The 24,439-nt window shown below is 68.7% G+C and carries 18 protein-coding genes and 1 riboswitch; of the genes, 8 read left to right on the top strand and 10 right to left on the bottom strand.

Features of this window, described 5'->3' with window-relative positions:
- Positions 1 to 67: 67 nt before the first annotated feature.
- Positions 68 to 1,081, bottom strand: coding sequence for a biotin synthase BioB (gene bioB / locus IRT45_RS10345; RefSeq protein WP_030514661.1), 1,014 nt, complete (start codon positions 1,079 to 1,081; stop codon positions 68 to 70).
- Between the two features lie 173 nt (positions 1,082 to 1,254).
- On the opposite strand from bioB, the gene IRT45_RS10340 reads away from it, so the two are divergent.
- From IRT45_RS10340 to IRT45_RS10325, 4 genes are all read left to right on the top strand, one after another.
- On the top strand, positions 1,255 to 1,839 hold the full coding sequence (locus tag IRT45_RS10340; RefSeq protein WP_039777484.1) for a TetR family transcriptional regulator: 585 nt from the start codon (positions 1,255 to 1,257) through the stop codon (positions 1,837 to 1,839).
- A gap of 48 nt (positions 1,840 to 1,887) precedes the next feature.
- Positions 1,888 to 1,971, top strand: a riboswitch (cobalamin riboswitch).
- 55 nt (positions 1,972 to 2,026) lie between these two features.
- Positions 2,027 to 3,058, top strand: a complete 1,032-nt coding sequence (locus tag IRT45_RS10335) for an iron ABC transporter permease (protein WP_194805639.1) — start codon at positions 2,027 to 2,029, stop codon at positions 3,056 to 3,058.
- A complete protein-coding gene (locus IRT45_RS10330; RefSeq protein ID WP_194805638.1) occupies positions 3,055 to 3,894 on the top strand; it encodes an ABC transporter ATP-binding protein in 840 nt (279 codons plus the stop codon). The genes IRT45_RS10335 and IRT45_RS10330 overlap by 4 nt, the downstream gene beginning before the upstream one ends.
- A 131-nt stretch (positions 3,895 to 4,025) precedes the next feature.
- On the top strand, positions 4,026 to 5,048 hold the full coding sequence (locus IRT45_RS10325; protein ID WP_194805637.1) for an ABC transporter substrate-binding protein: 1,023 nt from the start codon (positions 4,026 to 4,028) through the stop codon (positions 5,046 to 5,048).
- Positions 5,049 to 5,061: 13 nt separating this feature from the next.
- Here IRT45_RS10325 and IRT45_RS10320 read toward each other — a convergent pair whose 3' ends face one another.
- The 7 genes from IRT45_RS10320 to IRT45_RS10290 all read right to left on the bottom strand — a co-directional run bounded on the left by IRT45_RS10320 (position 5,062) and on the right by IRT45_RS10290 (position 12,180).
- Complete coding sequence (locus tag IRT45_RS10320; RefSeq protein WP_194805636.1) at positions 5,062 to 6,207, bottom strand: alpha/beta fold hydrolase; 1,146 nt, start codon at positions 6,205 to 6,207, stop codon at positions 5,062 to 5,064.
- Between the two features lie 71 nt (positions 6,208 to 6,278).
- The gene (locus IRT45_RS10315) at positions 6,279 to 6,617 is read right to left on the bottom strand and encodes an MmcQ/YjbR family DNA-binding protein (RefSeq protein WP_106956325.1); all 339 of its coding nucleotides are present in this window, start codon (positions 6,615 to 6,617) and stop codon (positions 6,279 to 6,281) included.
- Between the two features lie 146 nt (positions 6,618 to 6,763).
- Positions 6,764 to 7,444 carry a dethiobiotin synthase gene (gene bioD, locus IRT45_RS10310; RefSeq protein ID WP_194805635.1) on the bottom strand — a complete coding sequence of 227 codons (681 nt, stop codon included), beginning with the start codon at positions 7,442 to 7,444 and terminating at the stop codon, positions 6,764 to 6,766.
- Between the two features lie 31 nt (positions 7,445 to 7,475).
- Positions 7,476 to 8,624: an 8-amino-7-oxononanoate synthase gene (locus IRT45_RS10305; protein ID WP_194805634.1), complete on the bottom strand. Its 1,149-nt coding sequence runs from the start codon at positions 8,622 to 8,624 to the stop codon at positions 7,476 to 7,478.
- An 81-nt stretch (positions 8,625 to 8,705) separates the two neighbouring features.
- Positions 8,706 to 9,851: an FAD-dependent monooxygenase gene (locus IRT45_RS10300; protein ID WP_194805633.1), complete on the bottom strand. Its 1,146-nt coding sequence runs from the start codon at positions 9,849 to 9,851 to the stop codon at positions 8,706 to 8,708.
- A gap of 63 nt (positions 9,852 to 9,914) precedes the next feature.
- On the bottom strand, positions 9,915 to 10,760 hold the full coding sequence (locus IRT45_RS10295) for an SAM-dependent methyltransferase (RefSeq protein WP_228534099.1): 846 nt from the start codon (positions 10,758 to 10,760) through the stop codon (positions 9,915 to 9,917).
- A 148-nt stretch (positions 10,761 to 10,908) separates the two neighbouring features.
- Positions 10,909 to 12,180 (bottom strand): adenosylmethionine--8-amino-7-oxononanoate transaminase, encoded by a 1,272-nt coding sequence (locus IRT45_RS10290; RefSeq protein ID WP_194805632.1) that lies wholly within the window; start codon positions 12,178 to 12,180, stop codon positions 10,909 to 10,911.
- Between the two features lie 156 nt (positions 12,181 to 12,336).
- Between IRT45_RS10290 and IRT45_RS10285 the strand changes: the two genes are divergently transcribed.
- From IRT45_RS10285 to treY, 3 genes are all read left to right on the top strand, one after another.
- Positions 12,337 to 13,278, top strand: a complete 942-nt coding sequence (locus IRT45_RS10285; RefSeq protein ID WP_194805631.1) for a bifunctional helix-turn-helix transcriptional regulator/GNAT family N-acetyltransferase — start codon at positions 12,337 to 12,339, stop codon at positions 13,276 to 13,278.
- 128 nt (positions 13,279 to 13,406) lie between these two features.
- Positions 13,407 to 15,542, top strand: a complete 2,136-nt coding sequence (glgX, locus tag IRT45_RS10280) for a glycogen debranching protein GlgX (RefSeq protein WP_194805630.1) — start codon at positions 13,407 to 13,409, stop codon at positions 15,540 to 15,542.
- On the top strand, positions 15,539 to 17,965 hold the full coding sequence (gene treY / locus IRT45_RS10275; protein WP_194805629.1) for a malto-oligosyltrehalose synthase: 2,427 nt from the start codon (positions 15,539 to 15,541) through the stop codon (positions 17,963 to 17,965). Before glgX ends, treY begins: the two co-directional genes overlap by 4 nt.
- A gap of 18 nt (positions 17,966 to 17,983) precedes the next feature.
- Here treY and IRT45_RS10270 read toward each other — a convergent pair whose 3' ends face one another.
- A complete protein-coding gene (locus IRT45_RS10270) occupies positions 17,984 to 18,514 on the bottom strand; it encodes a transglycosylase SLT domain-containing protein (protein ID WP_228534098.1) in 531 nt (176 codons plus the stop codon).
- A 548-nt stretch (positions 18,515 to 19,062) separates the two neighbouring features.
- Positions 19,063 to 20,355: a DUF2235 domain-containing protein gene (locus tag IRT45_RS10265; protein WP_194805628.1), complete on the bottom strand. Its 1,293-nt coding sequence runs from the start codon at positions 20,353 to 20,355 to the stop codon at positions 19,063 to 19,065.
- Positions 20,356 to 20,880: 525 nt separating this feature from the next.
- On the opposite strand from IRT45_RS10265, the gene dnaE reads away from it, so the two are divergent.
- Complete coding sequence (gene dnaE, locus IRT45_RS10260; protein ID WP_194805627.1) at positions 20,881 to 24,426, top strand: DNA polymerase III subunit alpha; 3,546 nt, start codon at positions 20,881 to 20,883, stop codon at positions 24,424 to 24,426.
- Positions 24,427 to 24,439 lie beyond the last annotated feature (13 nt).

Genomic DNA, 24,439 nt, shown 5'->3' with positions numbered 1-24,439 from the left:
GAAACCCCTCATGAAGTGCAGCTCTCCAGCTGCTCGACAATACCCGAACCGCCGCGGCCGCGGGCGCTCAGAGGGTCTCGTTGAGCGCCTTGATCGGCATCTTCAGATCGGTGAGCAGGTCCAGGTCCGCTTCGGCGGGACGGCCGAGCGTGGTCAGGTAGTTGCCGACGATCACGGCGTTGATACCACCGAGGATGCCCTGCTTGGCGCCCAGGTCGCCGAGGGTGATCTCCCGGCCGCCCGCGAAACGCAGGATGGTGCGCGGCAGCGCGAGCCGGAACGCGGCGACGGCGCGCAGCGCGTCGGCCGCGGGCAGCACCTCGAGGTCACCGAACGGGGTGCCCGGGCGCGGGTTGAGGAAGTTCAGCGGGACCTCGTCGGGCTCCAATTCGGCCAGGTTGGCAGCGAATTCGGCCCGCTGCTCCAGCGTTTCGCCCATGCCGAGGATGCCGCCACAGCACACCTCCATACCGGCCTCGCGCACCATGCGCAGGGTGTCCCAGCGCTCCTCCCAGGTGTGGGTGGTGACCACGTTCGGGAAGTGCGAGCGGGAGGTCTCGAGGTTGTGGTTGTAGCGGTGCACGCCCATCGCGGCGAGCTGATCGACCTGTTCCTGGTTCAGCATGCCCAGCGAGCAGGCGACCTGGATGTCGACCTCGTTGCGAATGGCCTCGACACCGGCGGCGACCTGCGCCATCAGCCGCTCGTCCGGACCGCGCACGGCGGCGACGATGCAGAATTCGGTCGCGCCGGTCTTGGCGGTCTGCTTCGCGGCCTCGACCAGGCTCGGGATGTCGAGCCAGGCGGCACGCACCGGCGACTGGAACAGGCCCGACTGCGAGCAGAAGTGGCAGTCCTCGGGGCAGCCGCCGGTCTTGAGCGAGATGATGCCCTCGACCTCGACCTCCGGGCCACACCACTTCATCCGCACCTCGTGCGCGAGCTCCAGCAGCGCCTCGAGCTGGTCGTCGCCCAGGCGCAGCACCTCGAGGGTCTGCTCCTGAGTCAGTCCGACGCCACGTTCGAGAACCTGCTCGCGCGCGGTGGCCAGAATGTCGGTCTTCACGGGTGCCTGCGTCACAGCACGAATCCCTTCCGTCCGGCCGGTGCGGCCGTGCCCTTGGCGGCATGGACTGGGCCCTCCGTGGTTACGCAGGCTGCCGCCTCCGGGCCTGCGCGTCCATGCCGTGCAACTTGAACGGTGTTCAGGCTAGGGTAGCGGGGTCAGTGAGTCAAAACATGCGAGGGGTAGAAGTGCAGCTACATCGGGCGGATGTGATCGACGGCGCCATCGCCATCCTCGATCAGTACGGGCTCGCCGATCTGACCATGCGCCGCCTCGCCACCGCTCTGCACGTGCAGCCGGGGGCGCTGTACTGGCATTTCCCGAACAAGCAGGCGCTGCTCGGCGCGGTCGCCGACCGCATCCTCACCCCGATGGAGGAACCGGTCGCCGCCGAGGACTGGCCGGGCCAGATCAGCGAACTGGCGCATCGGCTGCGGTCGTGTCTGCTGGCCTATCGCGACGGCGCGGAGGTGGTCTCGGCTACCTACGCCTCCCGCCTGACCACCAGCAAGGGCCGGGAACGCTTGGCCAGTGCGATGATTCGCGGCGGCATGACCCGCGAGGAGGCCGACCTGGCGGCCTACACGCTGCTGTACTACGTCCTCGGCGAGACGGTGGACGAGCAGTCGCGGATGCAGATGGATTCCGCGGGCGCGCTGGCGGAGGAGGATTCCCCGCTCTACGAGAACACCTCGGCCACCGAGCGCTTCGACTTCGGATTGCAGCTGTTCGTGGGCGGCGTGCTGCATCTGCTCGGGAGCCGGGTGCGCTAGCCGGACATTTCGGACGGTAGTATTCGGAACCGTCATCCCCGGCGGCGCGGGAATCCGGTGGAACTCCGGAACGGTCGCGCCACTGTGACCGCGGGCGGCCGCCGGCGTGCGGACCGCCGCGGGAGTCAGACCTCGGTCGCCGGGCACTGCTCTGAAGAGGTCGCGTGATGCCTGTGGAGTTCCGGCGATGAACCGCATCCGGACAACGATCGTCGTCCCCGTGACGCTGACGTCGCTGCTCGTCGCGATGGTCGTGGCGACCGCGTGCGGCGCCGAACCGCTGCCGATCCCGGCGGTGCTCGAGGTGCTGGGCGGACATCTGGGCGGCTCCGATGCGGTCGATTCCGCCTTCGACACCATCGTGTGGCAGTTACGGGTGCCGCGCACGATACTGGCCGCGGTGGTCGGCGCGGGACTGGCGCTCGCCGGGGCCGCCATGCAGACCTTGGTGCGCAATCCCCTGGCCGATCCCTATCTGCTGGGTGTGTCCTCGGGCGCGGGTGTGGGGGCCGCGGCCGTGATCACGTCGGGGTTGTTCGCCGGGGCCGGAATCTGGGCGCTGTCGGGCGGCGCGCTCCTCGGCGCTTTGGTCGCGGCGGCAACGGTTTTCGCGATCGCGATGGCGCAGGGCGGTTTGACGCCGCTGCGTCTCGTGTTGACCGGAACAGTGCTGGGATCGGCGTTTTCGGCACTGAGCAGCTATCTCATCTTCCGCAGCGCCGATCCGAAGGCCGCGCAGTCGGTGCTGTTCTGGCTGCTCGGCAGCCTGGCCGGCGCGGATTGGACCCGAATCGCCGTGCCCGCGACGGCGGTTGGGGTCGCGGGCGCGGCACTGTTCGCCGTGCACGGCTGGCTCGACGCGTTGAGTGTGGGCGCCGAGACCGCCGCATCGGTGGGCGTGCCGGTGCGGGCCGTGCGCTACGGGCTGTTCACCGGGCTGGCGATTCTGGTCGGCGTCCTGGTGGCGGTGTCCGGCGGAATCGGTTTCGTCGGCCTGGTGGTCCCGCATGCGGCGCGCATACTGGTCGGCTCCACACATCGGCGACTCCTTCCGGTCGCGGCGCTGTGCGGTGCGCTGTTCCTGGTCGTAGCCGACGCGGCGGCACGAGTCCTCGTGCGGCCCACCGAAATTCCGGTCGGTGTGCTGACCGGCCTGATCGGCGCACCGGTCTTCCTGCTGCTGATGGGGCGTCGACGTTACCGGTTCGGTGCGGCATGAACGGGTCTGTCCACCCGTCTGTGGCCGCCGCGGAGCCCGAATCGGAAACGGCCGCCGCGGCACTGCGGGTGGAGGACCTGACGTGCGGGCCGCGCGGCAGAGTGGTACTGGCCGACGCCGAATTCGAGGTTCGTCCCGGTGAAGTGGTCGGCGTCGTCGGACCCAACGGCGCCGGAAAGTCCACGCTGCTACGCACCCTGGGCGGACTGCTGCGCCCGCGCCGAGGCCGCGTCCTGGTGAACGGCAGTGCGCTGCATGCCCTCTCGGCGCGACGGCGCGCTCGCCTGGTCGCCATGGTCGGGCAGGACGACCAGCCGCCGGCGGATCTGTGCGCCGGTGAGGTGGTCGCGCTGGGGCGCACGCCGTATCTGCCGCCGTGGGGCGCGGGCAGTCCGGCCGAACGCCGCGCGGTCGAGGACGCCCTGGCCGCGGTCGATCTCGGCGGGTTCGCCGATCGCCCGGTGCGGCGGATGTCCGGCGGTGAGCGGCAGCGGGTGCTGCTGGCACGGGCCCTGGCCCAGGCGAGCCCGCTGCTGTTGCTCGACGAGCCGACCAATCATCTGGACATTACCCACCGGCTCGCCCTCCTGGCTCTGGTGCGGGGACTGGGACGCACCGTCGTGGTCGCACTGCACGATCTGACCCTGGCCGACCGCTACTGCGACCGGGTGCTGGTCGTGCACGACGGCTCCGCATCGGAGCTGCGCCCGCCACGTGAGGCGTTGAGTTCGGAGGTTCTCGCCACGGTCTTCGGTGTACGGGCGGCGCGCGTGCGGCATCCGGAGACGGGCGCGACACATCTCCTGCTGGAACCGATGTCCGAGGCTGCGGGATGAGGTACCGGCACCACCCGGCTTACCGCTGTCCGGAAACGGCGGCGCATAGGCCGGCCGTCCGCCGTTCACGAACCTTGCCGCCGCCGCGAACCCGGCAGCTGTAGTCCCGAAAACCGTTGGAGGTAGACGATATGCAACTTCTGCGATGGCTCGCCGTCGGGTCGACCGTCGTGTCCTTGGTGGCGTGTGGCCCCGCGCAGACCTCCGACGGCAATCTGACCCTCACCAATTGCGGTGAGCAGGTGCGCTTTCCGGCTCCGGCGCAGCGCATGTTCGTCAACGACACCAATATGGTCGCGATGACGCTGGCCTTGGGCGCCGAGGATTCGGTGGCCGCGGTGGCCGGTCTGCAACAGGATGTCGCGACCCTGCGACGGCACTACGGTGACGTCGTCGATCGTCTGGACAATGTGGCGCCGAGTTCGCCGTCGCGGGAGACGGTGCTGGCCCGGCGCCCCGATGTGATGGTGGCCGGCTGGAACTACGGCTACAGCGAGGCCACCGATCTCACGCCGGATACGCTGCGCGCCCACGGTATCGCGCCCTACATCCTCACCGAGAGCTGCCGCCCGCACGCCGGTCAGCGGCAACGCGGCACCGTCGAGCCGTGGGCGGCGCTGCGCGCGGATCTGTCGAATCTGGGCGCGATCACCGGACACCCCGACCGGGCCACCGCACTCGTCGCCGACATCGATACCCGCCTCCAGCGCTTGCGCGCCGCACCGCGGGCCGCGACACCGCCCACCCTGTTCGTCTTCGACACCGCGAGCGAGACCATCTTCTCCAGCGGCAGATTCGGCGGCCCTCAGGCCGTCCTCGAGGCCGCCGGTGCCCGCAACGCCCTCGACGATGTGGCCGACACGTGGACGGCGGTGTCGTGGGAACGCCTGGCCGCCGCCGATCCGGACGCCCTGGTCTTCGTCGACTATCCGGGGCAGAGCTTCGCCCAGAAGGTGGACGCGCTGCGCGCCAAGCCCGGTATCAACCGGCTGCGCGCGGTGACCGAGCAACGGTTCCTCAATCTTCCCTATGTGCTGTGGACGTCCAGCCCGCTCAACATCGACGCCGCCGAACAGGTGCGGGCACAACTCGAGCGGTGGAACATGCTGCCGCCCTCGGATATTCGCCCGGCATTCGACGACGCCGTCCGCTGAACCGCGCGCCCGATCACGGCATACCCATGGTCTGCTCCGAGTGCACCAGTCCGATGAACGGCACGATCTGCTGCGCGATCACCGTGTTGTATTCGCGCGGATGCTGCCGCGGATCGGCATGCCCGGTGCTGCGGGTCAGCACCACCAGGAGCGTGCCGTCGACGCCGCCGACGGTGTCGATCAGCGTGCGATGGGTGTATTCGTCGTCCACGACGGTATCCCGGTACGGATCGTGCGGGCGGATGAAGACGACGGCCGGGCGGGCTTTGCCGGACGCGGGTTTCGCCAGCGCGTGCAGGTCGTCGATCGCGCCGCTGGCGACGATGGCCTTGAATTGGTCCTCGATGAGGCCGTTGCTGGCGGCGTCGGTGTTGAAGATCTTCTGCCGCAGCACATCGGTGACCGTGCGGCGCAGCGACGCCATCCGGATTCCCGGCGGGTCGGAGCCGTAGTCGATGAATTGGTCACGGCGGGAATAGGTTTCCGCCAGCAGTCGCAGCCCCCGGCTCTCCCGCGTGCCGGGGAACCAGCCGAACCAGCGCAGCAGATCCTCCCCCTGGTCGCGGCTTTCCGGCCGCACCGCGGCCAGGTTGACCGGCGTGCAATCCAGGATCACGCCGGACAGGGTGCGCGTGCTGTGGGTGTGGATGTGCTTGGCGATCTCGAGTGCGATCACCCCGCCCATGCTGTGGCCGACCAGGACCACCTTGTGGATGCGAGCGGCCTCGGTGACGCGGATGATCAGATCGCTGATGACCTTGGTGTCGATACCGGTGTTGTCGTAGCGCACCGCCCACACCGAACCCAGTTGCCGCAGTGCGGGCAGGGCGCGCGCGGTGTCGGAGGCATCGAGCGAACCCAGGCCGACGAGGTCGAAGACCGCGGTATCGCGCTCGCTCGCCGCGGCCGGGCCCGAGATGGGTAGCACCGCGGGATCGGTGCGCGCCAGCCGTGCCTGTTCGGGGGAAACGTCGTAGTGCCAGTACTGCGCGAACACGACGAGTACGACGATCGGGACCAGCGCCGCCCGCAGCAGCACGCGCCGCGTCCGCCCCAGCGTCCGCCAGCGGTGCCCCACACGGGTTTCGGTCAGCCGGGCCCGCCGTCGCGCATCGTCGTAATCCGCGACCGTGGAAGGGTGCCGATCTCGCATGGACATCCCTACCCACTGTAAGGGCGTTCGTGACCGGCATCCGTTCCGCGGCGCGGCGCGGTGATATCCGCTGTCGATTACCGCTGGTCGTCGAGGAGGTGGCGAGGTGCGGCCTGGCGCCACGAATCGAGGATGATCGCCTCCAATTCGGCCCGGTCGTCCAGGGCGGCCAGCCGGGCGCGCACCCACGCGTTACCGGCCTCGTGCGTGGCGATCCAGAATTTCCCGGGCTCGGCCACGACCAGTTCGTCGCGGTCGACGATCGGGCAGCGCACCGCCATCGAGGTCTCGGCCTCGGGCAGCGTCAGAAACAGCTTGCCCGCGACCCGGAAAGTGGGCATCCCCCAGGCGAATTGCTCCGACGTCTCCGGCAGCGACAGGGCATAGTCGCGGGCATCCTCCCCGGTTGCGCTCATGACCCGCATCCTGCCAGGCCCTACCGACACGAATCGGGGTGTGGCCACGGACATCGCGCCGGCCCTCGATTCGCCTGCCCGGCAGGCGGTGGACGGTCCGATTTCGCGAGGACCGCCCGGCGCCCGATCCGGCGGCGAGGTCGGGCTCAGCCGAGGTAGCGCCGACTCCAGTCCGCGTGGAACCACCCGGACGCGGTGTCGGCGAATCGCTCGGGCGACCACTGCCCGGCGCCCTCGGGGACCACGCCGACGACGTCGACACCGGTGACCTCCGGCAGATCGGTGCGATTGCATTCGGAGGCGAGATCCGGTGCGCTCGGCCAGGATCCGATGACCAGCCCCGCACACCGCACACCCGCGGCGGCGAGGGCCCGGGTGGTGAGTTCGCTGTGGTTGAGGGTGCCCAGTCCGGCGGCGGCGACCACCAGCACCGGCGCGTCCAATTTCTGTGCCAGGTCGAGCAGCGTGAACTTCCCGACTCGAACCAGTAGTCCGCCCGCGCCCTCGATCAGGGTGAGATCGGCATCGGCCAGCGAGTCGATGCCGGCCACCGTCTCACCCAAGGTGAGCAGCGGTTGCCCGCAGCGGCGGGCGGCGGTGTCGGGGGCCAGCGGTTCGGGATAACGCGCCAGTTCGAGCGTGCGGGTCACGCCCGCCAGCCGCTCGATCACCGCGAGGTCGCCGGCTTCGCCCGCAGCCACGCCGGTCTGTGCGGGTTTGCACACCGCGACCGTGCGCCCGGCCGAGCGCGCCGCGGCGGCCAGCGCGGCCGTGACGACGGTCTTCCCGACGTCGGTCGAGGTGCCCGTCACGATCAACCTGCTCATCTCGCCTCGCTCCTGTCGTTTCTCGCATCACTCAGGCGGCCCGCGGATCCCGCGCCGCGGTCAGCACCTCGCCCAGCACCGTGGCGATGGTCCGCATCTCCGCGTCGGTGAGGTCGGCACGCGCGGTCAGCCGCAGCCGCGAGGTGCCCTCCGGCACCGACGGCGGCCGGAAACAGCCCACGCTCAGACCGCGCGCCCGGCACTGCTGCGCGGCGTCGAACGCCACCTGCGCCTGCCCGAGCACCACCGAGACGACCGCCGAATCCGGTTGCGGCACACCGGCGATGCGGGCGATATCGGCGGCCCGGGTGAGGACTCGCCCGCCCAGTTCCGGTTCCTTGCGCAGCAACCGCAACGCCGCATGGGCGGCGCCCACCGCGGCGGGCGCCAATCCGGTGTCGAAGATGAAGGTGCGGGCGGTGTCGATGAGGTGGGCGCGTACCCGCTCGTCGCAGAGCACGATTCCGCCTTGCGCCGCGAGGGCTTTCGACAGGGTGGCGGTCACGATCAGATCCGGTTGCCCGGCCAGGCCGAGTTCCTGCACCAGACCGCGGCCGCCGTCGCCGCGCACGCCGATGCCGTGCGCCTCGTCGACGATCAGCACCGCACCGTTCGCGCGGACCACCCGATGCAGGTCGGTCAGCGGCGCGAGGTCGCCGTCGGCGCTGAACACCGAATCGGTCAGCACCAGCGCACGCTCCTCCGTCCGCTGCGACAGCAGCCGGTCGACGGCCTCGACATCGCGATGGGGCGCGATCTCCACCCGCGCCCGCGAGAGCCGGCAGGCGTCGACCAGCGAGGCATGACTGCCGGCGTCGGAGACCACCAGTGCGCCGCGGCCGGCCAGCGCGGTGACGACACCGAGGTTGGCGGCATAGCCGGAGGCGAAGACCAGGCCCGCCTGCGCCCCCACGAAATCGGCCAGGTCGGACTCGAAGTCCTCGTGCGCGACGGTGGTGCCGGTGACCAGCCGCGATCCGGTCGCGCCGGCGCCCCAGGTCCGGACCGCCTCGACCGCGCCCGCGATCACCTCGGGGTGGCGCGACAGACCCAGGTAGTCGTTGGAGGCGAGGTCGATGAGATCGCTGTGCGCCGGTCGCGCCCGCAACTGCCGCCGCAACCCGGCGCGCACCCGGTCACCCGCACGCTCGTCCAACCAGCTCAACGGATCCTCGTTCACAGCTCGGAAGCATACTTGAACGCCGTTCAGGACGGTGGCGGCGGGGGCGGTCCACCGTTCCCGCCGCAGGTGGGTTACCGGTCAGGCCGGTGGCGTCCAGTCCAGGGCGCGGGCGAAGGCGCGCGGCATCGCCCACCCGGGCATCAGCCGCAGCGCGGTATCGCGCGCACGCACCGCGGGCGTCCACGACCATTGCGCGACCGTTCCGATCCGCCGGGAACGATGGGCGAGGGCCCGGGTGCGCGGGCGCCTCAGCGCGTCGTAGCCGCGCAGCGCGTCGTCGATCTCGCCGTGGCCGAGCAACGCGGCCAAGGTGACCGCATCCTCGAGGGCGAGGTTGGCGCCCTGGCCCATGTTCGGCGTCATGGCGTGCGCGGCGTCGCCGAGCAGCGCGACGCGTCCGCGGACGAACGTCGGCAGATCGGGCAGATGGTAGATGTCGTGGCGCATCACCGAATCCGGCGACACCGCGCCCAGCAGCCGCGGCACCGGATCGGGCCAGTCGCCGAAACGCCGCCGCACTTCGGCGAATTCGCCGTCGGGCGCGTGCTCGCCTTCGGCCGCGTTCACCGCACCGAACATGTACACCCGATGGTCGGCGAGCGGGACGATGCCGAAAATCTCACCGCTGCCCCAGATCTGGCCGCCCTGGCGAAGGTCGGGCAGCGGATCGGTGATCATCCGCCACGCGGTGTATCCGGCGTAGCGGGGTGGGCGGGCGTGCGGGCAGACGGCGGCCCGCACGACACTGCGCAGGCCGTCGGCGCCGACTACGAGATCCGCCGTCTCCGCTCCCCCGCTGTACCGCACGCGCGCCACCGTTGTTTCCCACAGGCTTTCGACGCCGGTGACCGTGACGCCCAGCCGCAGCCGGTCCTCGCCGAGCGCCGTGCGCAGGATGTCGAACAGGTCCGCGCGACGGACCGCGACCACCGGGCCGTACCGGTCGGCCAATTTCTCGGTGTCGGTGCGGGTCAGCCAGCGACCGGAGCGGTCACGGATTCCGCCCTCGGTATCGGCCATCGCGCGCGAGCGCACCCCGTCGCCCACGCCGATCGCGTCGAGCGCGCGTAACCCGTTGGGCCACAAGGTCAGTCCCGATCCGACCTCGCCGACGGCGGCGGCTCGCTCCCAGACCTGGACGTCGTGCCCGCGCCGATGCAACGCGATCGCGGCGGCCATACCGCCGATTCCCCCGCCGACGACGATCACTCGCAGTGCCCGCATTCCCCACTCCTCGGCTCCTAGGCGTCGGAGCCCAGCCAAACACACCGCGCACACCGCCGCGGGTCAGCCGCCGATGCGCGCATGTGCCAGCCGGCACAGATCCACCGGTTGCAGCGCATCGGCGCGCTCCCACCAGCCCGCCGGCACGGCTGCTCGGTGGCTGATGTGCTCGACCGTGGTGAATCCGTACCGGCGCAGGATGTCGTCGAGGGTTTCCGGGGTGAAGGTGCTCAGCCACGGTTCACCCTGTGCGCTGGTGACGGGCTGGACGGATTCGGCGTAGGCGTGCCCGTTGCCGTCGCGCAGCGCCGGATCGAGCATGTACTCCATCACCAGTTCCGAACCCGGGGCCAGACCGGACAGGGCTGCCAGCGTGGCGCCGATCGCCTCGGCGGTGAGATACATGCTGACCCCGAGCCAGCTCACCACGGCGGGACGTCCGCGGTCGAATCCGGCATCGGCCAATTGGCGTGGCAATTCGTCGCGTTCGAAATCCACGGGTACGAAAATCACCTCGCCGACCGGCTGGATATCGCCGATGGCGAGGATTTCCCTTTTCCACCGCTGAGTGCCGGGATGGTCGACCTCGAATACCCGGATGCCGTCGGCCGGACCGCGATATCCGAAACTGTCGAGTCCCGCACCGAGAACGACATATTGCGTCGCGGCCGATGCGGCGAGACGCTGTTCCACCCAGTGGCTGCGCACCGTCGCCTGCGCCCGGACCGAGGCGAGCAGCGGATGGTCGCCGTGGTGCAGGTGGTAGCCGATGAGCTCCTCCGCATGCGGGCCGAGCAGGGCGGAGGCCATGGTGTCGCGGAACAGATAGGGCTCGCTGTCGATCAGCAGGTGAGCCGCGCGGGCCGCGGCCGCCATCATCGCCGTGCGACTGGGTTCGGTGCCGATCATCGAATTCCCTTTCACCGTCCTGCGGACCCGGTGGATATCACCGGGCGAATGCCGATGATAGACAGGAATTTTCGCGCTCGCCGTCACCATATCACACGAAAATAAACTTCCGATATACGACAAAAGGCGCGCCGGAAGGGAATTCGGCTCACCCCGCCGCGGCGGTGGCGACGACGCCGGCGGCGATGCGCGCGATATCGTCCGCGCTGCTGATGAACGGCGGCATCGTGTAGACCAGATTGCGGAACGGCCGCAGCCACACGCCGGCCTCGACGGCGGCGCGGGTCGCGGCGACCATATCGATCGAATGGTCGAGCTCGACCACCCCGATCGCGCCGAGCACCCGCACGTCCACCACGCGCGGATTGTCCCGCGCCGCGGCGAGTCCCGATTTCAGGCCGGCCTCGATCGCGGCGACCTCCCCCGCCCAGTCCCGCGAGAGCAGCAGTTCGACGGAGGCCACCGCGACCGCACAGGCCAGCGGATTGCCCATGAAGGTGGGCCCGTGCATGAGCCCGCCGTGCGCCGCGCTGACGGTCTCGGCGATGCGGGTGGTGCACAGGGCTGCGGCCAGGGTCATATATCCGCCGGTGATGGCCTTGCCCACGCACATCACATCGGGTGCCACCCCGGCGGCCTCGGCGGCGAAAAGCGTTCCGGTGCGGCCGAATCCGGTGGCGATCTCGTCGAAGACCAGCAGTACGCCGTGCTGATCGCACAACCGGCGCAGTTCGTTCAGGTAGCGCGGATGATGAAAACGCATGCCGCCCGCGCCCTGCACGACGGGCTCGATGATCACCGCCGCGGTCTCGTGCGCATGCGCGGCGAGCAACCGATCCAGCTCCGCGACGTAGGCCGGATCGAAGTCGACCGGCGGGACGGGGGCGAAGATCTGCTCGGCCAGCACATCGGTCCACAGCGAGTGCATGCCGCCCTCGGGATCGCACACGCTCATCGGTGTGAAGGTGTCGCCGTGGTATCCGCCGCGCCAGGTGAACAGCCGCCGCTTGCCCGGCTGTCCGAGCGCACGCCAGTACTGCAGGCACATCTTGGCGGCGACCTCGACCGACACCGAACCCGAATCGCAGAGAAACACCTTGTCCAGACCGTCGGGGGTCAGTTGCACCAGCAGTTGGGACAGTCGCACCGCCGGTTCGTGGGTGAGCCCGCCGAACATGACATGGCTCATCCGCCGCGACTGCTCGACCAGCGCGGCGTCCAGCACCGGATGCCGGTATCCGTGGACCGCCGCCCACCACGAACTCATCCCGTCGACCAGTTCGCGGCCGTCGGCGAGGGTCAGGCGAGTGCCCGCGGCCGAGGCGACCACCAGCGGTTCGGTGCTCGCGGGAAAGCCGCCGTAGGGATGCCACACGTGGGCGGCGTCGAGGGCGGTGATCTGGTCGGCTGTCAGGGCCACGCGGATCCCTTCACGAGACGGTCTTGAACGCTGTTCAAGTTATCACCGCGACGAATCACATCGGCACCGGGACCGCGGCCGGGACTGCCCGTTCCGCCGCACCGTGGGCATCCGCGCGATATCTTTGACTCAGTCAAAGAACTCGACGGGAGGGCCATGACGACTGCGGCACTCGATCATGACGACGTCGGCGCGGTGCGCGCGTTCAACCGCCGCTACACCCGGTTGATCGGCGTCCTCGAGGAACATCTGCTCGACAGCGACTTCTCACTCACCGAGGCGCGAATCCTGTTCGAACTCGCCCACTCCGGCCCCCTCGGCGCCCGCGCGCTGCGCACCGAACTGGGTCTGGACCCCGGCTATCTGAGCCGGATCCTCGCCCGCTTCGAAAGCGCCGGGCTGGTGCGGCGGCACCGATCCGAGTCCGACGCTCGCCGGCAGCTCGTGCACCTCACCGACGCCGGACGCGCCGCGGCCGACGACCTCGACCGCCGATCCGCGCACGACATCGCCGAGCTGCTGGCCGGGCACAGCGCCGCGGACCGGCAGCGACTGCGCACCGCGATGCGCACGATCGAAGAGCTGCTCGACCCGGCCACCACGGCGAGCCGTGCGAACGAGGTCCGCCTCCGATCTCCGCGCCCGGGCGACTACGGCTGGATCATCCAGCGCAACGCGGTGCTCTATGCCGCCGAATACGGCTGGGACACCGAGTACGAGGCGCTGGTCACGAAGATCGTGGCCGACTTCCTGGCCGGACACGATCCCGACACCGAGCGGGCATGGATCGCCGAGGCCTGCGGCGTCGCGGCCGGTGCGGTGTTCTGTATGCGCGAAAACGACACCACCGCCCGGCTGCGGCTGCTGCTGGTGGAACCGTCGGCGCGCGGGCTCGGCGTGGGCACCGCACTGGTCGAGCAGTGCCTGCGGTTCGCGGCCGAGGCCGGATATCAGGACATGGTGCTGTGGACCAACGATGTGCTCACCGCGGCGCGGCGGATCTACCAGCGCGCCGGATTCGAACTCGTCGATTCCCGGCCGCACCACAGTTTCGGCGCCGACCTCGTCGGCCAGACCTGGCGGCGCGGCCTGCGGTAACGGCGCCGCCACCGGACCCGCGCGGCCGGTCGGCCGGGGCCGGGCCATCGATAGCCACCGGATTACCGGCCCGGCACCACCCGGCCCACCCGCACCAGCGGCTCCGGCGCGGCGGTTACTGTCGATACATGGTTCGGCCCGATACATCCGATGAGATGACGCCTCTCGGCGTCTGGCCGGGTGCCGCCTATCCGCTGGGCGCGACCTACGACGGGGCCGGTACCAACTTCTCGGTGTTCTCCGAAGTTGCCGAACAGGTCGAGCTGTGCCTGATCGATCGCGCGGGCGGTGAGCACCGCATCCCGCTCGACGAGGTAGACGGGTACGTCTGGCACGCCTATCTGCCCACCGTCGCCCCCGGCCGGCGCTACGGGTTCCGTGTGCACGGCCCCTACGATCCCGCCCGCGGATTACGCTGCGACAGCAGCAAATTACTGCTCGACCCGTACGGCAAGGCCTTCGCGGGCCGGTTCGCCGCCGACGCCACCCTGCACACCTACGGCGCGGATACGCTGGGGCACACCATGACCGGGGTGGTGGTCAACCCGTACTTCGACTGGGCCGGCGACCGCCCGCCGCGGCGGCCCTATCACGAGACCGTCATCTACGAAGCCCACGTCAAGGGGCTGACGATGACGCATCCGGCGATTCCGCAGCGACTGCGCGGCACCTACGCGGGTATCGCGCATCCGGCGATCATCGACCATCTGCTGTCGCTGGGGGTCACCGCGATCGAGCTCATGCCGGTCCACCAGTTCCTGCACGACCGGATCCTGCTCGACCGCGGTCTGCGAAACTATTGGGGCTACAACAGTTTCGGTTATCTGGCGCCGCACCACGAGTACGCCGCCGACCCGCGCGCCGGGGCCGCGGTCACCGAATTCAAGGCGATGGTCCGGGCGCTGCACAGCGCCGGCATCGAGGTGATCCTCGACGTGGTCTACAACCACACCGGCGAGGGCAATCACCTCGGGCCGACGATCGGCCTGCGCGGAATCGACAACGCGGCGTACTACCGTCTGGCCGCAGACGATCCGGCACACTACGTGGACTACACCGGCACCGGCAACAGCCTCAACGTGCGCCATCCGCACACATTGCAGTTGATCATGGATTCGCTGCGGTACTGGATTGTCGATATGCACGTCGACGGCTTCCGCTTCGATCTGGCGGCCACGCTGGCGCGCGAACTGCACGATGTGGACCGGCTTTCCACCTTCTTCGACCTGGTGCAGCAGGATCCGGTGGTCAGTCAGGTCAAACTGATCGCCGAGCCGTGGGATGTGGGCGAGGGCGGCTACCAGGTCGGGAACTTTCCCGGGCTGTGGACCGAGTGGAACGGCAAGTACCGCGACACCGTGCGCGACTACTGGCGCGGCCGACCGGCGACCCTGGGCGAATTCGCCTCGAGGTTCACCGGCAGTTCCGACCTGTACGAGGCCACCGGCCGCCGCCCGGGCGCGAGCATCAACTTCGTCACCGCCCACGACGGCTTCACGCTGCGAGACCTGGTGTCCTACAACGACAAACACAATCACGCCAACGGCGAGGACAATCGCGACGGCGAGGACTACAACCGGTCCTGGAACTGCGGGATCGAAGGTCCCACCGACGATCCGGAGGTATGCGCGCTGCGAGAACGCCAGAGCCGCAACATGATCGCCACCCTGGCGCTGTCGCAGGGCACGCCCATGCTGCTGCACGGCGACGAGATCGGGCGCAGCCAGCAGGGCAACAACAACGCCTACTGCCAGGATTCCCCGGTGTCCTGGATGGATTGGGGCGCCGCACAGAAATACTCCGATCTGCTGACGTTCACACGCGCCGCGTTCGCGCTGCGCCGCGCCCATCCGGTGTTCCGGCGCCGGCGCTTCTTCGACGGACGTCCCGGCACCCCCGACGAGTTCCCGGGCGATATCGCGTGGTTCACCCCCGGCGGCACGGAGATGACCACCGCCGACTGGAATACCGGCTTCGCCCGCTCGCTGGCGGTGTTCCTCAACGGCGAGGCGATCGCCGAACCGGGCCCGCGCGGGGAACGAGTGCGCGATGATTCGTTCCTGCTGTGTTTCAATGCCCACGACGCACCCCTCGAATTCGCCGTACCCGGACCGGAATTCGGCGCGCACTGGACGGTGGCGCTGGATTGCTCGACACCCACCGGGCGCGCAGACGCCACCTATTCCGCAGCGACCACGGTCGCCGTACCCGCTCGCTGCCTGCTCGTTCTCCGCCGTTCCGAATCCACACCGATATCGAGATGACAGACACCCCTTCCCCTGAACACCGCACCGGCCCGATCGCCCGCCGGACCCCCGTGCGCAGCACGTACCGACTGCAACTGCGCCCGGACGCCCTGACCTTCGCCGATGCCCGCGCGATCGCCGAATATCTACAGCAGCTGGGTATTTCGCATCTGTACCTGTCGCCGGTGATGACCGCGATCCCGGGCTCCGCGCACGGCTACGACGTCACCGATCCGACCACCGTGTCGGCGGCACTGGGCGGGCCGGGCGGGCTGAAGGCTCTCGCCGACGAGGTCCGTACCCGGGGCATGGGACTGATCGTCGATCTGGTGCCCAACCACGTCGGCGTCGGTGATCCGCGGCGCAATCCGTGGTGGTGGGATGTGCTGCGCAACGGCAAGAATTCGAAGTTCGCGCACTTCTTCGACATCGACTGGAGCCCGGGCAACGGCGCGGGCGGGCGGCTCGCGCTGCCGGTCCTGCACAGTGAGAACGATCCGGCGGCGCTGACCGTCGACCGCTCGGGCCCCGAACCCGTCCTCGCCCTGCGTGATCTGCGCTTCCCGATCGCCCCCGGCACCGACGGGGAGAACGCGCTGCGCATCCACGACCGCCAGCACTATCGCCTCGTCAGCTGGAAGGCCGGGATCTGCAGCTATCGCCGATTCCTGGCGGTCTCCGAACTGGCGGCGATCCGGCAGGAGGAGCCGGCGGTGTTCGACCTGACCCATCGCGAACTCGCCGCCTGGTGCGAACACGATCTGATCGACGGGGTGCGTGTCGATCATCCCGACGGATTGTCGTATCCGGCCGCCTATCTGGCGAAACTGCGCCGGCTGATCGGCCCGCAGCGGCTGCTGATCGTGGAGAAGGTGCTCGGCCGGAGCGAACCGCTCGACGCCACCCTGCCCGTGGACGGCACCACCGGATACGAAGCGCTCGCGGAGGTCGGCGGCATCTTCGTCGATCCGGCCGGGGAGCACGCGCTCACCGAGCTGTCGCGGCGGATATCGGGACACGGCAGCGATGCCGCCTGGATGGCCGACACCGAACATCGCATCAAACGGGCGGTGGCCGAACGGCTGCTCGTACCCGAGGTCCGGCGATTGGTCGGCGCGGTGAAGCGCGACGCCGCGGTGAACGGATTCGATTCGGCGGCGATCAGCGATATGGCGCTGACCAACGCCACCATCGAGGTGCTGTCCTATATGCCGGTGTACCGCACCGACTACGCACCCCTGTCCGGGGTGCTCAGCACCGTGGTCGCCGAGGTGCAGCAACGCAACCGGGAGCTGACCGCCCCGCTGTCGGTCCTGGTGCGGGCGCTGGCCGCCGGCGGAGAAGCGGCGCGGCGGATGCATCAGGTCGGCGGCGCGGTCGCGGCGAAGGCGGTCGACGACACCATGTTCTATCAGGCGGCGCGTCTGGTGTCGCTGCAGGAGATGGGCGGTGATCCGAGCCGGTTCGGCCGTTCGGTACTGGAATTCCATCTGGCCAATGCCGAACGCGCGGTGCGCCGCCCGACCACGATGACGACGCTGTCGACGCACGACACCAAGCGCGGTGAGGATGTTCGGGCCCGCATCACGGTGCTCTCGCAGGTGGCCGACAGCTGGGCGAAGGCGGTGGGCGCGTGGCTGGAACTGGCGCCCGCGCCCGACGGGCAGACCGCGAACTTCCTGCTGCAGAACATGTTCGGCGTGTGGCCGGTCGACGGACGCCGCCCCGCCACGGTGCCGCGGTTTCGCGAACGCCTGCACCTGTTCGCCGAGAAAGCGGTGCGCGAGGCCGGATTGAGTTCCTCGTGGGAGGAGCCCGACGTCGACTTCGAGGCGGAGGTGCATCGCTGGCTGGACACCGTGATCGACGGGCCGGTCGGCGCCGAACTGGGTGAACTGGCGACCCGGCTCGCACCGCACGCATGGTCGGATTCGCTGGGACAGAAGCTGCTTCAGCTGTGCGGACCCGGTATTCCCGACGTGTATCAGGGATGCGAGTTGTGGGAGGACTCGCTGGTCGATCCGGACAATCGGCGGCCGGTCGACTTCGGTCATCGTCTGGCGATGCTGCAATCACTCACGGGCACACCGGAATTGGACAACTCCGGGGCGGCGAAGATGTGGATCGTCGCCTACGCCCTGTGGTTGCGTCGGGAGCGGCCGGACTGCTTCGTCGGCGGCTCCTACACACCACTGTTCGGCAGCGGCGACCGCAGCGAACACCTGGTGGGGTACGCGCGCGGCCGCAGCGGCGAGGCGCCGCAGGTGATCGTGGCCGCGACCCGCTACAGCGTGGCCCTGGCCGAGGGCGGGTGGGCCGATACCGTCCTCGACCTGCCCTCGGGCACCTGGACCGACCGCCTCACCGGCCATACCTTCACCGGCCGCACCCGGCTGGAGAAGCTGTTCGCCCGCCTGCCGGTGGCGCTGCTGGTGCGCTGAGGCCGGAGCTCGCCCGGATCAGTACGCGGAGAACACGCTGTCGATCGAGCCGTAGCGGTGCGCGGCGTAGTTGCAGGCGGCGGCGATATTGGCGACCGGGTCGTAGATGTCCCCGGAGGTGCCGTCGACGTGGTAGGCGGCGAAGGTGGGATCGATGACCTGCATCAGGCCCTTGGACGGGATGCCGGCCGCGGCGTTGGAGTCGTAGAGGTTGATGGCGCGCGGGTTGCCGCCCGACTCGCGCATGATGTTGCGGTAGATGCCGTCGTAGCTGCCCGGAATGCCGTGCTGCCCCATCACGAACAGCGCGTGCTTGATCCAGCCGTCGAGGTTGTCGGGATAGGTCTGCGGGATCGCCTGCTGCAGCGGCTGCGGCAGGGTCTGCAGGAATTGCTGAGCCTGATCCTGCTGCGGCTGGGGCAATCCCTGCACCCACTGCTGGGCACTCTGCTGCAGTTGCGGCGGCAGGCCGGCATCGGCGTGGGCCGCGACGGGCACGGTGACGACGGCGGCGAGTACGGCGAGGGGTAACAGTCTTCTGATCTGCATGGTGATACGAGCTCCGGGTACGTCGAACGGTGGTGGGACCAACGCGACGATCCACAGAACAAAAGCCCGCTCGCCGCGGTGAAAACAGACCGTTGGTCTACTTCCTGGCGAGTCACAGAATGATTGCGGCAAGTTAACGTAAACATAACGTCAAGTGAACAACAGGTGTTATTACGCTGAGAAAAATCAGCTGGACCTGCGACGATGTATGCAACGGATCACACGCCGGTTTTATCTCGATCAGATCACGCACCACCGACACAGGCCGAGCCGAGATCGCTCGGCGCCCCTAAGCCACTGAGACACAAGCGAAACGGGCGCTTACCGGAAGCGCCCCGGGGCAGGTTTCAGCGGCCGGGGATCACCCGGCGGGGGACCGCTCCATACGGCGGACAATCACCGCCATGCCGCCATCGGTCCCGAGGCGGCACCCCCGACGAGCGCGCAGAACCGGTCATTTCCGGCAGCAGCAAGCGGCGACTCACCTGAGCCGCGGCACCACGCCGCCGGCGAACGCGTTGGGCGAACGCCGGGGCACGCGGTGACGATCAAGCGGCGGTGCCGGCTACCGAGCCACTGCCCGCCGGATGCTCTCCGCCCGGCACCTGCTGTTCGGCTACCGGGTGGTGCCGGCCGGCGTCCTCGTCGTGCTCGCCGACCGGCAGGGTGGGCAGCGGTCCGGCGAGTTCCTCGGCCCAGCGGACGACGTTCGGCGGGTGGTAGGTGGCGCACGGCGCGGCACAGTCGGCGAGGTAGACGCGTCGATCACCGGGAGCGGACAGACGGCGCCAGGAATCGGCGTAGAAGCGGGGGTTGCGCGGATGCAACGCCCAGCCGACGCGATTGAGGACGCGGTAGAAAAGGGTCAGCGAATTATGCGCCCGCGGAGGCGAAGCCGGCGTCGCCACCGTCGAATTCGACGCCGCGACAGTCGAATCCGGCACGGTGACAGTCGAATCCGGCGCGGCGCCCGGCGGCGCGGAGGTACCGCGGCTCAGGAGTTGTTCGATGCGCTCGTCGTCGAAACTCAGTCCCGCCCTGCGCGCCTGGTCGACCATCCAGCGCAGCGTGATGTCGGAGAGCCGGCTGTCGGCGTAGCCGCCGCCGATATCGGTGTGCACTCCCTCGAACCACACCTGCTGCACCCGGTCGGCGCCGAACGGGCCGCCCTCGGGGTCGTCGGTGACCTCCCACAGGCAGGGTGCGTACATCCGGCGCCGTTCGTCGATCGCCAGCGCTTGCCGCGCGTACCGCACGTTGTGCGACAGGCGCACATCGTGGAAGCGGTAGCGCCACGAGGTCAGCAACGGCACCCCGAGCGCGCCGACGGTGTCGAAGACGCCGACGAAGGTGATCGGCACCGGGTAGACGCAGTGCCGCTCGCGGAACTCGATCCACTCCGGCCGATCCGGGCCGTCGGGATCCACTTTGCGCTGGCGGTAGATCGCCAGCGCCTCCGGATAGGTCCGCTCGATCATCGCGTCGGCGGTGAGCAGCCCGAGCCGGTTGACCATCCCGACCAGACTGCGGGCGGTATAGGCCCCGCGACTGAAGCCGAAGACGTAGATCTCGTCCCCCGGCTCCCAGTTCAGGGCGAGCTGCCAGTACATCGTGGACAGATTGGCGTCGAGTCCGAGCCCGAACGCGCCGCCGAGCAGTTTATCGGCCAGATAGCCGCGGGAGCCGGGGCCGTCGACATAGAAAACCCGTTGTCCCACATGGTCGCCCGCGTCGGTGACGGCACTCGACCGCACCGACTCGGCGATCTTCACAACATTGGAGACCGTCGGATTGCTCTCCGATCCCCACGTGCCGTCACAGCACACAACCAAACGCTTCATACCGGTCATCCTCCCGCCCCGTACCGTGTCGCTCGCGAGTAGCGAACTACTCGAATCATCGCGCAGCGCGAGTGATTACGTTAATGCTCGTGCGCATCGGATGTCAGGGATACGAGTAGTGGGAGACCGCCCGCTCGCCATCCGCCGGCAACTACCCGCGGCGGCGTTCGACGACGAGGAGAACGGCGACGATGACGGGGATGATGACGGCCGACCGCCCTCGTCTCGGTCGACCGTCATCGGCGAGACGGGGAGCGGCCCGATGACCGCCGACCGCCGTGACGCACCGATCTGCCCTTGTGGACCGTTCGTCTCTCGCAGCCGGGTTATCGCTGCCGGGCCCGCGCGGCGTTACCGGCGCCACTCGGATCCCGGCCGGCTATCGCCCGCGGCGGTGAGATTCGCCACGGTGATGCGGGCGGTTCGCGGCGATTCCGGCGGACTCGCCCGACACACCGTGCCGCGAATTGCACGCCTGTAGTTCCCTGGCGCCGGGTGTCGGTGCGGTCGACTAGGATTCCTCGCGTGGCCGACTCGGGATTCGTACATCTGCACAATCACACCGAGTACTCGATGCTCGATGGCGCCGCCAAGATCACGCCCCTGTTCAAGGAGGCGGAGCGGCTCGGGATGACCGCGGTCGGGATGACCGACCACGGCAACATGTACGGCGCCTCGGAGTTCTACAACTCGGCCAAGAAGCAGGGCATCAAGCCGATCATCGGCATCGAGGCGTACATCGCGCCCGAGTCGCGGTTCAACACCAAGCGCGTGCAGTGGGGTGACCCGAGCCAGAAGAGCGACGACGTCTCCGGTTCCGGCGCCTACACGCATATGACGATGGTCGCCGAGAACGCGACCGGTCTGCGGAATCTGTTCAAGCTGTCGAGTCTGGCCTCCATCGAGGGTCAGCTCGGCAAGTGGGCGCGGATGGACGCCGAGATCATCGCCCAGCACGCCGAGGGGATCATCGCGACCACCGGCTGCCCGTCCGGCGAGGTGCAGACCCGGCTGCGACTGGGCCACGACCGCGAGGCCCTGGAGGCCGCGGCCAAGTGGCAGGAGATCTTCGGCAAGGACAACTTCTTCCTCGAGCTCATGGACCACGGGTTGTCCATCGAGCGCCGGGTGCGCGAGGGCCTGATCGAGGTCGGCAAGAAGCTGGGCATCCCACCGCTGGCCACCAACGACTGCCATTACGTGCACGAAACCGACTCCACGAATCACGAAGCGCTGCTGTGCATTCAGACCGGTAAGACGCTCTCGGACCCGACCCGCTTCAAATTCGACGGCAGCGGCTACTACCTGAAGTCGGCCGCGGAGATGCGCGAGATCTGGGACGGCGAGGTCCCCGGCGCCTGCGACAACACCGTGCTGATCGGCGAGCGGGTGCAGTCCTACGAGGATGTGTGGACCCACCGCGACCGGATGCCGAAATTCCCGGTTCCCGAGGGTGAGACCGAGGCGTCGTGGCTGCGCAAGGAGGTCGCGCGCGGCCTCGAGCACCGCTTCCCCGACGGTGTCCCGCAGAAGTACCTCGACCAGGCCGAATACGAGATCAACGTCATCCTCGAGATGGGCTTCCCGGCCTACTTCCTCGTCGTCGGCGACCTGATCAACCACGCCCGCGAGGTCGGGATCCGGGTCGGGCCCGGTCGTGGTTCGGCCGCCGGTTCGCTGGTCGCCTACGCGCTGAAGATCACCAACATCGACCCGCTGCCGCACGGTCTGCTGTTCGAGCGATTCCTCAACCCCGAGCGCGTGTCGATGCCCGATATCGATATCGACTTCGACGATCGCCGCCGCGGTGAGATGGTCCGCTACGCCACCGAGAAGTGGGGCACCGACCGGGTCGCCCAGGTCATCACCTTCGGCACCATCAAAACGAAGGCGGCGCTGAAGGATTCGGCCCGCGTGCTGTTCGGCCAGCCGGGCTTCGCGATCGCCGACCAGATCACCAAGGCGCTGCCGCCGCCGATCATGGCCAAGGACATCTCGGTGTCGGGTATCACCGACCCCGAGCACGAGCGGTACAAGGAGGCCGCCGAGGTCCGCACCCTCATCGAATCCAATCCCGATATCGCCAAGATCTACGACACGGCGAAGGGACTGGAAGGCCTGATCCGCAACGCCGGCGTGCACGCCTGCGCGGTGATCATGTCCTCCGAGCCGCTGACCGACGCGATCCCGGTCTGGAAGCGAGCCCAGGACGGCGCCATCATCACCGGCTGGGACTATCCGTCGTGTGAGGCCATCGGCCTGCTGAAGATGGACTTCCTCGGCCTGCGCAACCTCACCGTGCTCGGCGACGCGATCGACAACGCCAAGGCCAACCGCGGTGTCGACGTCGACCTGGACGCGCTGCCACTGGACGATCCGAAAACATTCGAATTGCTCGCCCGCGGTGACACACTCGGTGTGTTCCAGCTCGACGGTGGGCCCATGCGCGATCTGCTGCGACGCATGCAGCCCACCGCCTTCGAGGACATCGTGGCCGTCGGCGCGCTGTATCGCCCCGGCCCGATGGGCATGAACGCGCACAACGACTACGCCGACCGCAAGAACGGGCGTCAAGAGGTCAAACCGATCCATCCGGAGCTGGAGGAACCGCTCAAGGACATCCTCGGCGAGACCTACGGTCTGATCGTCTACCAAGAGCAGATCATGCACGTCGCGCAGAAGGTGGCCGGCTACTCGCTCGGACGAGCCGACATCCTGCGCCGCGCGATGGGCAAGAAGAAGGCCGAGGTCCTGGCGGCGGAGTTCGAGGGCTTCGAGAAGGGCATGCTGGAGAACGGTTTCTCCAAGGCCGCGATCAAGGCGCTGTGGGACACCATCCTCCCGTTCGCCGGTTACGCGTTCAACAAATCGCATGCCGCCGCGTACGGCCTGGTCTCCTACTGGACCGCCTACTTCAAGGCCAACTATCCGGCCGAATACATGGCCGCCCTGCTCACCAGCGTCGGCGACGACAAGGACAAGGCCGCGGTCTACCTCTCGGACTGCCGCCGCCTCGGCATCACGGTGCTGCCGCCCGACGTCAACGAGTCCGAACAGAACTTCGCGCCGGTCGGCACCGATATCCGTTTCGGCCTCGGCGCGGTGCGCAACGTCGGCACCAACGTGGTGGCCTCGATCATCGCCGCCCGCACCGAGAAGTCGAAGTTCACCGACTTCTCGGACTACCTGAACAAGATCGACACCATCGCCTGCACCAAGAAGGTCACCGAATCCCTCATCAAGGCAGGCGCTTTCGACTCGCTCGGCCATCCGCGCAAAGGCTTGCTGCTGGTGCATTCCGACGCCATCGACGCGGTGATGGCCACCAAGAAGGCCGAGGCGATCGGGCAGTTCGACCTGTTCGGCGGCCTCGACGACGGTGACGATTCGATCTCGTCGGTCTTCGATGTCAAGGTGCCCGACGAGGAGTGGGAGGCCAAGCACAAGCTGGCCCTGGAACGCGAGATGCTGGGACTCTACGTGTCCGGCCATCCGCTCAACGGGGTGGAGCATGTGCTCGCCGCACAGGCGGATACGCCGATCCCGGCGATTCTGCAGGGCGACGTCAAGGACGGCGCGCAGGTCACCATCGGCGGCATCCTCGCCTCGGTGACCAGGCGCGTCAACAAGAACGGAATGCCCTGGGCCTCAGCGCAATTGGAGGACCTCACCGGTGGTATCGAGGTGCTGTTCTTCCCGCAGGCCTATTCGGTGTACGGGATGGACATCGCCGAGGACGCCGTCGTGCTGGTGAAGGCGCGTGTCTCGGTGCGTGACGACCGGATCTCGCTGATCGCCAACGATCTGGTGGTGCCGGATCTGTCGTCGATCGGCATGGAGAAACCGCTGGCGGTGACGATCCCGACCCGGCTGTGCACGCCCGACAAGGTGAGCGCGCTCAAGCGCGTTCTGTCCAGCCACCCCGGCACCGCCGATGTGCACATCCGCCATATCGGATCGCGTGAGAAGACCACCCTGCTCAAGGTCGCCGACAACCTCCGGGTGTCGCCGTCCTCGGCGCTGATGGGTGATCTGAAGGCGCTGCTCGGCCCGGGCTGCCTCGCGAGCTGAGGACGTGCGCGGC

Source organism: Nocardia sp. BSTN01, from assembly GCF_015354405.1.
In the GTDB taxonomy this organism is placed as follows: Bacteria; Actinomycetota; Actinomycetes; order Mycobacteriales; family Mycobacteriaceae; genus Nocardia.
This window is presented reverse-complemented; position numbering and strand designations above follow the sequence as displayed.